Source organism: Burkholderia sp. HI4860 (genome assembly GCF_002223045.2).
Taxonomy (GTDB): domain Bacteria; phylum Pseudomonadota; class Gammaproteobacteria; order Burkholderiales; family Burkholderiaceae; genus Burkholderia.
Genome location: NZ_NKFO02000001.1, coordinates 3,013,420 through 3,026,099 on the forward strand (window position 1 = coordinate 3,013,420; position 12,680 = coordinate 3,026,099).

The 12,680-nt window shown below is 62.9% G+C and carries 8 protein-coding genes; 3 read left to right on the top strand and 5 right to left on the bottom strand.

Translation table 11 applies throughout. The features are described from left to right. The first annotated feature begins 53 nt into the window (after nt 1-53). Both CFB34_RS13395 and CFB34_RS13400 read left to right on the top strand, forming a co-directional pair. Nucleotides 54-1,346, top strand: a complete 1,293-nt coding sequence (locus tag CFB34_RS13395; protein WP_089442074.1) for an NAD(P)/FAD-dependent oxidoreductase — start codon at nt 54-56, stop codon at nt 1,344-1,346. Between the two features lie 44 nt (nt 1,347-1,390). Beyond that, a complete protein-coding gene (locus CFB34_RS13400; RefSeq protein WP_089442073.1) occupies nt 1,391-1,789 on the top strand; it encodes a DUF3331 domain-containing protein in 399 nt (132 codons plus the stop codon). 29 nt (nt 1,790-1,818) lie between these two features. On the opposite strand, the gene CFB34_RS13405 is transcribed toward CFB34_RS13400, so the two are convergent. Both CFB34_RS13405 and ggt read right to left on the bottom strand, forming a co-directional pair. Beyond that, nucleotides 1,819-3,147 (bottom strand): dicarboxylate/amino acid:cation symporter, encoded by a 1,329-nt coding sequence (locus tag CFB34_RS13405; protein ID WP_089442072.1) that lies wholly within the window; start codon nt 3,145-3,147, stop codon nt 1,819-1,821. A 234-nt stretch (nt 3,148-3,381) separates the two neighbouring features. After that, complete coding sequence (gene ggt, locus CFB34_RS13410) at nt 3,382-5,133, bottom strand: gamma-glutamyltransferase (RefSeq protein WP_089442071.1); 1,752 nt, start codon at nt 5,131-5,133, stop codon at nt 3,382-3,384. Between the two features lie 363 nt (nt 5,134-5,496). Between ggt and CFB34_RS13415 the strand changes: the two genes are divergently transcribed. Next, nucleotides 5,497-6,375 carry a MurR/RpiR family transcriptional regulator gene (locus CFB34_RS13415; RefSeq protein ID WP_089442070.1) on the top strand — a complete coding sequence of 293 codons (879 nt, stop codon included), beginning with the start codon at nt 5,497-5,499 and terminating at the stop codon, nt 6,373-6,375. A gap of 27 nt (nt 6,376-6,402) precedes the next feature. Here the strand turns inward: CFB34_RS13415 and CFB34_RS13420 are convergent, their stop codons facing one another. Genes CFB34_RS13420 through tssM form a run of 3 tightly spaced genes read right to left on the bottom strand, consistent with a single transcriptional unit; the run spans nt 6,403 to nt 12,665 of the window. Beyond that, entirely contained in the window at nt 6,403-7,284 is an 882-nt protein-coding gene (locus tag CFB34_RS13420) for a DUF6708 domain-containing protein (RefSeq protein WP_089442069.1), read from the bottom strand. Nucleotides 7,285-7,333: 49 nt separating this feature from the next. After that, complete coding sequence (gene icmH, locus CFB34_RS13425) at nt 7,334-8,548, bottom strand: type IVB secretion system protein IcmH/DotU (protein WP_089442068.1); 1,215 nt, start codon at nt 8,546-8,548, stop codon at nt 7,334-7,336. A 19-nt stretch (nt 8,549-8,567) separates the two neighbouring features. Continuing rightward, nucleotides 8,568-12,665: a type VI secretion system membrane subunit TssM gene (gene tssM / locus CFB34_RS13430; protein WP_089442067.1), complete on the bottom strand. Its 4,098-nt coding sequence runs from the start codon at nt 12,663-12,665 to the stop codon at nt 8,568-8,570. Nucleotides 12,666-12,680: the final 15 nt, after the last annotated feature.

Here is a 12,680-nt window from a genome sequence, read left to right on the forward strand (position 1 = left end):
CGAAGCCGGGAAGCGCTAGGATCATACCTTATTCATCATGTGATGATTTATCCATGACAACCCCTACACGCATCGTCATCGTCGGTGGCGGGATCGCCGGCCTGCAGCTCGCCACCCGCCTGGGCGAGCGCCTCGGCCGGTCCGGGCGCGCCCAGGTGACCGTCGTCGACCGCAGCCCGACCCACATCTGGAAGCCGATGCTGCACACGATCGCGGCCGGGACGCGCGACGTGCAGCAGCAGCAGGTGATCTTCCTCGCCCATGCACGTGATCACGGTTACACGTACCAGCCCGGCGAACTGACGGGGCTCGATCGCGCGCGCCACCGCGTGCAGCTCGGCGAGATCCGCTCGCAGGACGGCGAACTCGTGCTCGACGCGCGCGAACTCGAATACGACGTGCTGATCTTCGCGCTCGGCAGCCAGGCCAACGATTTCGGCGTGCCGGGCGTGCGCGAGCACTGCTACTTCATCGACAGCCAGAAGCAGGCCGAGACCTTCAACGAAGCGTTGCGGATGCGCGTATTTCGCAGCATCGCGCGCGACGAGCCGTTCCGCGTCGCGATCGTCGGCGCGGGCGCGACCGGCGTGGAACTCGCGGCGGAGCTGAGCCGCTTGCTGGAAGTGGCGCAGGCATACGGCGACGCGACGGTGCGCGAGCGGCTGCAGCTCACGCTGCTCGAGAGCGGCCCGCGCATCCTCGCCGCGTTTCCGCCGCGGATTTCCGCGTCGGCGCAGCGGCGGCTCGAACAGATCGGCTTTCATGTGCTGACGTCCACCCGCGTCACGTCGGCCGACGCAAACGGCTTTCACTACGGCGATGGTTCGTTCGCGGAAGCGGACCTGATGGTGTGGGCAGCCGGCGTGAAGGCGCCCGATTTCATGCAGGCGCTCGACGGACTCGACACGAATCGCGCGAACCAGATCGTCGTCGGGCCGACGCTGCAGGCCACCGGCGACGAGCACGTGTTCGCGATCGGCGACTGCGCGAGCCTGCTGCCCGACGGCCAGGAACGGCCGCTGCCGCCCACCGCGCAAGTCGCGACGCAGCAGGCCGAGCATCTCGCGAAGCACCTGCCCGCGTGGCTCGACGGCCAGCCGATTCCGCCGTTCGCGTTCCACGATTTCGGCGCGCTCGTGTCGATCAGCGACTACGACGCGTTCGGCACGCTCGGGCAGTTCGGGTTCTTTCGCGGCGGCTTCATCCAGGGGCGTTTCGCGCAGTTCAGCCACCTGATGCTCTACCGGCGGCACCAGCAGGCGCTGCACGGCTTCTCCAAGGCGACCCTGCTGTGGATCGCCGAACGGATCAACGGCTGCGTGCAGCCGCGCATCCGCCTGTCGTGATACCGCACGTGGCGGTGTCGCATAACGTTTCGAGGAAAACCGACATGAACAACCGTTTAGCGCCCTGGCTCATGACCGTTGCCGCGATCAGCAGCTTCGACATGCCGTCCGTCTCGTGGGGCGCGCCGCGGCGGCGCAGCGTCACGCGCGACCGGCTGCCGTCGTGGGACATGACGAGCAAGCCGTCCATCAGCGTGCTCGAGCGGCCCACGGCCGACACCGTGATGATTTCATGGCGCGACGCCTGCACCGGGCACTACGGTTATCAGAAGTGGCGGCTGTTCACCACGCGCAAGCGCGGCGTGTGCGCGCTGTCGGGGCAGCCGATCGAGATCGGCGACAGCGTCTATGCGCCGCAATTGCTCGGCTCGACGCCGGGCAACGCCGCCGCGATGGTGCTGGCCGCGTGCATCGACGCGGCCCGCCCCGCCGAGGCGGCCTGACAGCCCGGGAGTCGACCCGGAGCTCCGCTTCAGCCGGAGGTGACGCGATCCGTATCGCGAACCGCCTCGTTCATGCGTGCTTCGGCTTCCGCATCCAGCCGTGCCGCATTCGCTTCGGCTTCTGCTTCCGGCATCAGCTCGCCTTCCCATTTCGCGACCACCGCGCTGGCGATCGAGTTGCCCACCGCGTTCGTGGCCGAACGGCCCATGTCGAGGAACGTATCGACGCCGAGAATCAGCAGCAGCCCGGCTTCCGGGATGTTGAACTGGTGCAGCGTCGCGGCGATCACGACGAGCGACGCGCGCGGCACGCCGGCCATGCCTTTCGACGTCAGCATCAGGATCAGCAGCATCGTGACCTGCGTGCCGAGCGACAGGTGAATGCCGTACGCCTGCGCGATGAACAGCGACGCGAACGTGCAGTACATCATCGAGCCGTCGAGATTGAACGAATAGCCCATCGGCATCACGAAGCTCGAGATCTTGCGGCGCACGCCGAAACGGTCGAGCGCATCGAGGATCTTCGGATACGCGGCTTCCGAGCTCGCGGTCGCGAACGACAGCATGAACGCTTCCTTGATCAGCACCAGCAGCCTGAACACGCGGCGGCCGAGGAACAGCAGACCGGCCGCGACGAGCGTGCCCCACAGCAGGAACAGGCTCAGGTAGAAGTCGCCCATGAACACCGCGAACTTCAGCAGGATCGACAGGCCGTTGATCGCGACGGTCGACGCCATCGCCGCCAGCACCGCGAGCGGCGCGAGCTTCATCACGTAGCCGGTGATCTTCAGCATCACGTGCGCGAGCTGGTCGATCGCCGCGACGAGGATCTTGCCGCGTTCGCCGAGCGACGCGAGCGCCACGCCGAAGAACATCGAGAACACGACGATCTGCAGGATCTCGTTGTTCGCCATCGCCTCGGCGATCGATTTCGGCACCATGTGGCCGACGAAATCCTTCAGCGTGAACTTGGACGTCGCCAGATGCGCGGACGCGCCGATATCCGGCAGCGGCAGCCCGAGGTTCTCGCCCGGACGCAGCAGGTTCGCCATCAGCAGGCCGAGCAGCAGCGAGATCAGCGACGCGGTGATGAACCAGCCGAGCGCCTTCACGAACACGCGGCCCACCGACGACGCGTCGCCCATGTGCGCGATGCCGACGACCAGCGTCGAGAACACGAGCGGGCCGATCACCATCTTGATCAGCCGCAGGAACACGTCGGACACCAGCGAGATGTAGCCGGCGATTTCCGCCGCCGACTGTTTGTCCGGCAGCTGCGTGTAGATCATGTAGCCGATCAGGATGCCGGCCGCCATCGCGAGCAGGATCCAGCCTGCCGCGGACATTCGTTTGTTCATATCGGAATTGGATGCACGGGAAGAAGTTGACGGATGAAAGGCGCGCACGCCCGTGCCGTGCCAGGGTGCGCGCGTGGCGAACCGGTCGTGCCCGGTGTATCGGGCACGGTCGCCGGCGCCGGTCGGCTCGCGGATCTCCACGAACCGACGTGCTGCCGCCGCAACGGCATTCGCGCGAGGGCGAGCGCCGTTGCGGAGCAGCGATTCAGCATGATGCGACCAGGTCGGCTCGGGTCAGTAACCGATTGCCGAGCCGGCCGGACGGCGCGGGTCGTTGTAGCCGTAGATGAAGCCGACCCGCACGTTCCCGGACACCGACGAATCGTTCCCCGAACTCTGGCGGCTCGCCGCTTCGGTGCCCGGCAGGCCGACCATGATCAGCTCGGCGGCGCCCCACGGCGTCTGTTCGACCATCTTGTAGCCCATGTTGCGCAGGATCGCGAGCGTGTCGGGCGACAGGCCGTAGGTTTCGTAATAGACCTCGTCGGGCAGCCACTGGTGGTGGATGCGCGGCGCCGTGACCGCGTCCTGCGGCGTCATCCCGTAGTCGATCACGTTCAGCACCGTCTGCAGCGTGATCGTGATGATGCGCGAGCCGCCCGGCGAGCCGACCACCATGAACACCTTGCCGTCCTTCTTCACGATGGTCGGCGCCATCGACGACAGCGGACGCTTGCCCGGCGCGATCGAGTTGCGCGTGCCCTGCACGAGACCGAACAGGTTCTGCGCGCCGACCTTCACGGTGAAGTCGTCCATCTCGTCGTTCAGGAAGAAGCCCGTGCCCGGCGCGATGACCACGGCGCCGAAGCGGCCGTTGACCGTATAGGTCGTCGACACCGCGTTGCCGTCGTGGTCGACGATCGAATAGTGGGTCGTCTCCGGCTTCTCGTGCACGCCGACGCCCGGCTGCACGTCGACCGACGGCGTCGCCGTATCCGAATGGATGCTCTTGCGGATCTGCGCCGCATAGTCCTTGCTCGTCAGCTTCGCGACCGGGTTGTCGATGAAGTTCGGGTCGCCGAGCAGCGTGTTGCGATCTTCGTATGCGTGGCGCATCGCTTCGGTCATGTAATGCACCGCCGCGGCCGAATGGTAGCCAAGCTTGCGCATGTCATACCCTTCGAGGATGTTCAGCGTCTCGCACATCGTCACGCCGCCCGAGCTCGGCGGCGGGGCCGACACGAGCTCGTAGCCGCGATACGTGCACGTCAGCGGCGCCATGTCCTGCGCACGGTACGACGCGAAGTCGGCCGCCGTGATCAGGCCGCCGCCCTTCCTGGCCGCCGCCTCGACGATTTTCGGAATCTCGCCGTGATAGAACGCGTCGGGACCCTGCTCCGCGATGCGCTCGAGCGTGCGCGCCAGGTCCTTCTGCACCAGGCGATCGCCCGGCTGCAGCGGCGTGCCGTCCGGACGCAGGAAGATGCGGGCCGCTTCCGGATCCTTCTTGAAGCGGTCGATCGTCGTGTCGAGGATGTCCGTATCGGCACGCGTCAGCACGAAGCCGTCGCGCGCGAGCCGGATCGCCGGCTCCATCACCTGCTTGCGCGTGAGCTTGCCGTACTTGCGCTGCGCGAGATCGAGGCCCGCAACCGTGCCGGGCACGCCCACTGCGCGATAGCCGTACAGGCTGTCGTCCGGAATGACGTTGCCCTTCGCATCGAGATACATGTTCGCGGAAGCCGCGGCCGGCGCGGTTTCGCGGAAATTGATGAAGCGGTCACGGCCGTCGGCCAGGTGGACGGTCATGAAACCGCCGCCGCCGATGTTGCCGCAGCACGGATTGGTCACGGCCTGCGCGTAGCCGACCGCCACCGCGGCGTCCACCGCGTTACCGCCTTCCTTCAGGATGTCGACGCCGATTTGCGACGCGAAGTGCTGCGACGAAACGACCATGCCGTTCTTCGCTTCGACCGCGGGGTCCGACGCGGCGAACGCGCAAACGCTCATGGCCGACAACAGGGTGAGTACTACGAGCCGCCTCATGACGGGATCCTCCAGACAAATAAAACCGTGGCATGCCGGAACGCGACGCCGCATCGGGGTATGTCGACGCGCCAATCGAGTGTGTAATAAACAATACATTCCAGCGAGGCCGCGATCATAGCACTCACTTTTTTGCACCAAAACCTAGGGTTATCACTAGACCAAGAACGAATATCAGCCGAATGGATCGTTTCTCAATGTTTGTTTTATTACAATGGTGAATGAGCCGGTCCACCGAGCGATGCGTCCCTCTAATTTCGGAGCGTGCACGGCCCGCCTGACGTCGATCGGCTAACATGCGTGGAGTCGCCGGCAGACACCCGTCTGCCGTTTGTTATTCAGATACGAGAGTTGGAGTGCCCGATGGGGACGAGCATCAGGGCGTTGCTGTTATCCCAGATGGATAGCTTCACGCCGTCGGAACAGAAGGTCGCGCAGGCGTTGCTGGACCGCTACCCGAGTCTAGGGCTCGGGCCGATTGCGAGCTTCGCCAAACAGGCGGAAGTGAGCGATCCGACCGTGTTTCGCTTCGTCGTCCGGATCGGCTTTCCGAATTACTCGTCGTTCCAGCAGGCGCTGTACGGCGAGATCGACACGGCGATGAATTCGCCGCTCGCGCGGATGGATGCGTTCCATTCGGCCGGAGGCATGCGCGACAGTCATGCGGCAATCTTCCAGCGACTGTCCGAGTCGCTGGCGACCACGATCGAAGGGCTCGATGCGGCGGCGTTCGACGCCGCGGTGGCGCTGCTGGCCAATCCGGATGTGCGTGTCTTTTGCGGTGGCGGGCGTTACACCGCGCCGCTCGCATCGCTGTTTTCGTTCACCCTCGCGTATGCGCGGCCACATGTTCAGTATGTCGAACCGAATGTGAACCTCGCGTCGGTCGCGCTGGCGGACATGGGGGCCGGTGACGTGCTCGTTATTTTCGATTTTCGACGTTATCAGCGGGACAGTATTCGGTTCGCGCAGGCCGCGCATCGGCTTGGCACGCGTGTGCTGCTGATCACGGACGAATGGCACTCGCCGATCGGCGAGTTCGCGGAGATCGTGCTGCGGATCCGGGGGCAGCCGTTCGCGATGCTGCAGACCAACGTACCGGCGCTCGCGCTCGCCGAAGCGCTCGTGATCGGCGTGACGAATCAATTGCCGGAGATGGCAAGGCAGCGGATGGAGAAGATCGAGCATCTCAATTCCGGGGGGAGCGAACCGGATATCAGTCAGCGGGATTTGCCGGAGTGAGGGGTGGTCGAAGCAGCGCAACGCGCCTCAATCGTCTTCTACGACCGAACGGAACCAGGATGGCACGCCTGCTCCGTCTCTGACTGGCCCCCCATCCGGGGCCGTTCGCGATTCGACGTCCATCTTGGCAGGCCAAACCACTTTCGGCGCAAGACGCATGGCGAGATTCATACTGGATGCGTTTTTCCAACTCACATCGCCTTGGCCGACTGAAAACGCCCCGGTCTCCTTCAGAATATCGGCACCATAAGCCATGTAGGCTTCACATACATGCCAGAAATCCTCACTCACCCCACCAGCAAAAAGATCGATTTTGATCAATGCATCAGGAATGCTGCACGTGAAGATGGTTTTGTTCGTGGCTGGTTTGACCGCGATGATCTCGATACCCGAGTGACCGCGGGCCGTTGACCATGTCCTCATGCACAACTGCCCCCACGCATAACCTCGAGCAATGACCCTGCTCCGCCGCAGCGCGCATGGGCGATCCTTATAGTAGTAGAAGTAAACTTTCCCACGCGCCCGATTGAAACGAATCGGCTGATCTTGCGGCCTGTGAAAAATCCGATAGGCTTCCACACACAAAATGGCGCCCAAAAAGACAGACATTAGAAGCAAGAAAAAGAAAAACTCCGCGTTACCGGAAAAGATCCCGAACACCGGCAGAGCCAATATAAGCGGCGAAATCGCGACGTATCCACATAGCTCGATCATTCTCCGGATCGGTGTCGCGAACGACACCTCCATATAGACATCGTCCAGATGCGTGATGTTCAGGGATCGAACGGCGTCCCACTCATCCACCTCCAGCGACGGGATCGATGCGTTGTCATCCCGTGGCATGTCGAATTCAAGTCTTTCCATCTCAGTCAAATCACCCCGTATATAAAAGCGGCCCAGCCACATCATCACCAGGTAGTCGGTAAGATCGGCATCTTTTGTCTGTACGCTTTTCGCATCAATTCGAGACGATCACTTCAACGCGACGGTTCCTTGCCCGCCCCGAAGCGGTATCGTTGTCCGCCAACGAATCGGCATCTCCGCGCCCCTCCACGCTGATGCTCGGCACGGGCACACCAGCCGCAACAAGAATCTGGGCAACATGTCGGGCACGTGCTTCAGAAAGCGCCTGGTTGGAAACCTGACGCGCTGAACTGGTCGGCGCACTGTCCGCGTATCCCGCCACTCGAACAGTCGCACCGTCGGCCATCGTCGCGATTTCCCGACCAGCCGATGCCACGACGGAAGCGCCCCACGGGGCCACCGTGACACCACCGGGAACGAACATGCCGCCAAAGCGAAGCGTCAAGGTGTTAAGCGCAGGATCTCGGATCAGTTCAACATTCCCTGCGACAACCTCGTCACGGAGTCGCTGATCCAGATCGCGCGCCAGCAAGTCGAACGACGACACGCGCTGGACCTCCTTCAGACGGATCCAATAGTCCACAGCGGCATATCCGGCAGCCCCCGCCAGCAACGCAATAGTCAGGCCGACGACGGCTCCGACACGTGATCGGCGTATGACCACCGGGCGTACCCACGGATCGACCCTCCGTTGCATTGATCTGTCAGGCTCGCTTACATCACGCATGCCCAGCCCGCCGGTCACAACCACGTCGTGCACGCGCTCACGAATGACCTTCAGGCGCTTGCTGCCATCACGCCCGAATCGGTAGCGACCGCGAAAACCGAGATCGAGTATGTTCTGGTACAACTCGATCAGATCGAGATGCTCACGCGGGCTGCGCAACGCTTCGTCGATCAACTGGAAGACACGGTCACCACCCTGTCGATCGTGACCCATCGCCGCAGCCAGCCCATTGACTTGCCATTCGACACCGGTTGCTTCACCTTTTCCCCAAGTCGTCTGCATCGCGGCCTCGTCGAGCGCGGAGCACAGGCAATAGCTTGCGCTGCGGACGTGCTCCGGGCGAAGGCCGAGTTCGCCACACATTCGCGTGAAGAGCCGGATTTCATGCTCCAGCCAACGTCGGCGGCGGATCACCGAATCTGCGTCGAGCATTTCAGGGCTGTCTGCCAGCGCGCTCAGCAGAATGCGCGCTCCTTCGAGCAGCGGGTTGATCGACTGCTCCGCCACCCTGAGCCTTGTTGCGATAGACGGCGACGCCAATGCCCCTGCGCGGCTCAGCGGATCGGCTGTTGAAAGACTCATCTTGAACGCCCCTCTCGATTCAACGGGAAACGCTTCCCGCGTTTATCGGCAACATGCCCTGAGGCAATCCCGGCGGTGGACCGCTATCCGGCAAATTGAACATCGCCATCGAGGTCGGGCACCGGAACGTCTTCAGCACATCGCTCGTCAACGGATTCGCGACACTGCCGGCGCTCGCGATGTCGAGCGCCGCGTCGCGCCCGTCAAAACTGAACGCGACTCGTGTGCGCCCCGGCGTAGCCGTTCCAATCACCTGACCCTTCTGAAGCAGCCGCATCAATGCCCACGGACCATCGGTTGAAATCGTCGACGTGTCGGGCCGAATGCGTGGGCTGGCCGTGATCTCCGCATGGACACCGCCGCGCGGTCCAGGCCAAGTGACCGTGAACGGCGCGACCGGACCGTGCTGGTAGCGCGTCGTCTGTCCGTCGATGTCGAGCGCGAGACTCATGATGGTCGGTGCGAGCTCGGGAATCCTGATATCGGCCGTCCACGTCATCTGCTTGCGGCCAGGATCGTTGAAGAAAATGTCGCGAATCGCCTTCGCATGCTCGAACGGCTCAAGGCTCGGCCCCTGTACGGGCTCCGTCGCCCCCGGCAGGGTTCGGTAGCGCCACGGATTTGCGGACGTATCGACAAACGGCGCCAGCGTTTTCACGAAGAAATCGTCAATCACGCCACCCTGCGCAAACACGCGCGTAAAGTCGTCAATGCCGACATCGCGCTTGCTGTCGGGCGAGAACGGGTAGTTTCCTTCGACCGTCAGCCGACAGGTGTCGCCAACCACCGCCTGCATCTGCCGCGACAGCAGTTGACCGATTCCCTGATTGACCTCGCGTGACCCATCAGCAGCGAGCTTGAGTAACGTCGCGCGGAACGGTGCAGGCATCGTGTCGGCGGCCATCTTAAGCTTCGCGGCCGCGTCGCTTGCGGGCGGCATGCTGTTGTTCGACAGCGCGTTATCTGCGACGGTAAGCGCCGTGTAGTAGTCGTTCAGCAGGTTGGCAACGCCGTCCAGCCCCGTCTTGTCCGACTGCGCCGTAGCCGATTGCGGATCGAGCTGCGCATCCGCGTTTCCTGTAACGACCTCGCGTAGTGCCGCGAAACGATTGTCGACGAGTTCCCGTTCGACACGCTCCGACGCCCGAATACCCAGCGCCTTGTCGGTCTTCTGGTTCAACTGGTCGGCGGCCTTCTGCAGCAGCGAACCATTCGACGCGGTCGACTGCTGCGTGAGCGTCGTCTCGCGCACTGCCGCACGAGCAAGCCGTGCGAGCGGAGAATCGGGTGCCGCAAAGCTGCGTAGCACTTTCAAATTGAACGCCAGACTCGTGCCGCTAACGGTCCGAATGTCGTTAAGAAACGCATCCCACTGCTGCGCGTACTCCATCAGGTATTCGCGACGGACTGCGTCGGTCAACGCATCGTCCGTGCCGGCGGCGTTACTCACAATCTCAGCCGTTTTTTTTTGAGCCTCACCCAAGTACGATCGGCCCATCACCCACGCGTCATCATCGCGGGCAATCTGTATGAACTCGGGCAGCCGCTTGTCGAACAGATTCCGATAGCCGTCGAACGTGAAAAGCCCCGACACGCCACGCGACAGCGGTGCGTCGCTCGCTCGCGTGAACACCGTGCCGGCTTGCGGGCCTACCGCGCGCAGCAACGTAAACTCATCGGGCGCCTCCTTGAGCATGGCCGCCTTCGCGCGCTGATAAAGACGGTCGGTCGCATTGCTGCCGTCGAGAAACGCGCGTGTTTGCTGCACCAGCGCGTCGTTGCGGATCAGCGGAGACTGCACAACACGCTCCCCGGAGAAGAGCTGCTGCACGTGGTCGATCATCGACGCTCTTCCACCGAAAGCAGCCGCGCTGTCGGTCTTCGCCCAGTCGTCGAGCACCCACGCCTTGACGTCACCTGCATTGAACTTCGCCTTGTCGTACAACATCAGGTATACGCGCAGTGCATCGTAGGCGGACTTTGGATCCTTGTTGGCAATCGCACCGGACATGACGTCTTCCAGACGATGCACGATCTGAGGCAACAGCAGGTTGTCCTCGAGTGCATCGTAGGTGTGGCGACTTTCGGCCGCAATTCCCGCCGGCGTGTAGAGGCCGTAGCGCCACGCGCTATCCGGATCGGACAAGTCGAGTCCAGGGTGGGTCGGCAGATTGCGCGCTTCCGTCAGCGTGTCGGGCACGGCTTGCAATTTAGGCGTCTTGTAGAACGACGTGACGCGCGTGGTAAGCGCCTGCACCTTGCGGCCAATTGTGTCGAGATAGTCGCTGTTGTTGCCGAAGCTCACGCGCAATCCAATTGCCAGCCACACGAACAACAACAGCGCCAATGTGTGGCCTACCAGGCGCAAAAGCCGGTATCGATATTCCCAACGCAGGTTGGGACTCACGAGATGCGCTTCCGGGAACACGACACGGGTCAGAAGATCGTGCAGGAAGTAACCCTGGTTGCCTTCGGCGCGAGCCGGCACGACAGGAGCACTATCCTGAGCCGACAGAAGACGTTGAACGACCGTATGGCGTTGCGCGACGATCTCGCCACCCTGTTGCCGGGCACTCGTGAAGTACACCCCGCGCAACGTCGAATGGAGTTGCGTATCGTCGTAGCGCGAATCGAGGAATACCCGGTCTATCAGGTCGAGCAACGGCCCGAGCAGTGCGGAAAATTCCTCGGGTAACGCAGCAAGCTTTCGTCGCTTGTCTAAATCGTATTCGTCTTGCAGATGCGTATCGATCGAACCCGTCAGACGTTCTACCAGTTGAGTGAGCTCGTGGTGACAACGCGCACGCAGCCCCTCCTTCGCGACCGTTTCCTTGCCGTACGGAAGCGTGAAACCCCATGCCTGAGCCCGCCCCTCGGACGTGAGCGCCCCAAAATACTCGGCAAAACCTGCGAGGCGATCCATCTTCGTGATCGTCACGTAAACAGGGAAACGGATACCCAGCTCCTGCCTCAATTCGGCCAGCCGGGCGCGCAATGCAGTGGCTTCGGAGATACGCGCCTGTTCATCAGCACTCGCCAGCGTCGCGAGATCGACGGTCAGCAACGCGCCGTTGATCGGTGCGCGAGGCCGGTTCCGGCGCAATATACCGAGAAACCCGAGCCACTCGGCGCGGTCGATCTCCGGTGGACTGTCACGTTCGACCGAAGGACTCTGAACAGTATGGGCACTCGATTTCGATGCGGTGGCCACGTTCGACCGCCGGGCGGCGTCCTGCTTCGTGCCCGCGTTTGAACGTTCCGTGCTCGCCTGGGTGTTCGCCGCATCCTTATCGGAAGCGTCGATTGCGGTCTTGTCCGGTTCGGCCGCGAGCGCATCGGCACCGCCGACCATCGAGGTTCGATGGCGCGTGTAGTAACCGGTCGTATCGATCAGCACCGCATCGTTCGTCAACCACCAGTCCACCGCGGCCGCATCGCCGGCGGGCCTCCCGGCAGCGCGCTGCATCTGCTCGCCAACGGGAAACGCCAGACCGCCGTTCATCAGGACGCTGGTCTTGCCGGATCCTTGCGAACCGAGCGTGATGTACCAAGGCAACTCGTACAAATAGCGCTTGCCCTGGAACAACTTGCCAAGACCTCGTGCGCCAGTACGCATCGATTTCAGGCGCGCGAGTGCGCTCGTAACACCCCCTTCAACTTTCCGAAGACGGGCAGCAGCCGGCGAATCCTCCCGCTTGCGGTCCAGACGCAGCACCTTCTTCAGGAACGCATCGTCTTCGCGCATTTTCTGCCATAGGCGGAACATCCCGAAAAGAACGAAGACGCCCACTACCAGCGCGATCGCGGTAAACCGGGCCGATGCCGGTTCAAGCGGTACCGTGTGGCCAAGCGAAAGCAGCGGCCCCGCGTACCAGATCAACAGACAAAGCAAAGCGGCGAATACGATGCTGATCGACCACCCCACGAGCCAGAACAGCACACCGGCGAGCAACAACGCGATCAGCAGCACACGCATGCCCGCCCCGGCAAGCGGCTTGAGCCCGCCGAACGCGAAAAACGGGCCGACGAACCAGATCACCAGTGCAACGACAATCAGTGCGAGGAACGCGAGAAACTGGCGCGAGGCCAGAAACGACAGGAACTGGAACTTCTTCATGTGTTATTCCGGAAA

Excerpts from the sequence above, each read along its gene's own strand:
- CFB34_RS13395 (WP_089442074.1), top strand. The coding sequence starts at position 54 with ATGACAACCCCTACACGCATCGTCATCGTCGGTGGCGGGATCGCCGGC.
- CFB34_RS13400 (WP_089442073.1), top strand. The coding sequence starts at position 1,391 with ATGAACAACCGTTTAGCGCCCTGGCTCATGACCGTTGCCGCGATCAGC.
- CFB34_RS13405 (WP_089442072.1), bottom strand. The coding sequence starts at position 3,147 with ATGAACAAACGAATGTCCGCGGCAGGCTGGATCCTGCTCGCGATGGCG.
- ggt (WP_089442071.1), bottom strand. The coding sequence starts at position 5,133 with ATGAGGCGGCTCGTAGTACTCACCCTGTTGTCGGCCATGAGCGTTTGC.
- CFB34_RS13415 (WP_089442070.1), top strand. The coding sequence starts at position 5,497 with ATGGGGACGAGCATCAGGGCGTTGCTGTTATCCCAGATGGATAGCTTC.
- CFB34_RS13420 (WP_089442069.1), bottom strand. The coding sequence starts at position 7,284 with ATGATGTGGCTGGGCCGCTTTTATATACGGGGTGATTTGACTGAGATG.
- icmH (WP_089442068.1), bottom strand. The coding sequence starts at position 8,548 with ATGAGTCTTTCAACAGCCGATCCGCTGAGCCGCGCAGGGGCATTGGCG.
- tssM (WP_089442067.1), bottom strand. The coding sequence starts at position 12,665 with ATGAAGAAGTTCCAGTTCCTGTCGTTTCTGGCCTCGCGCCAGTTTCTC.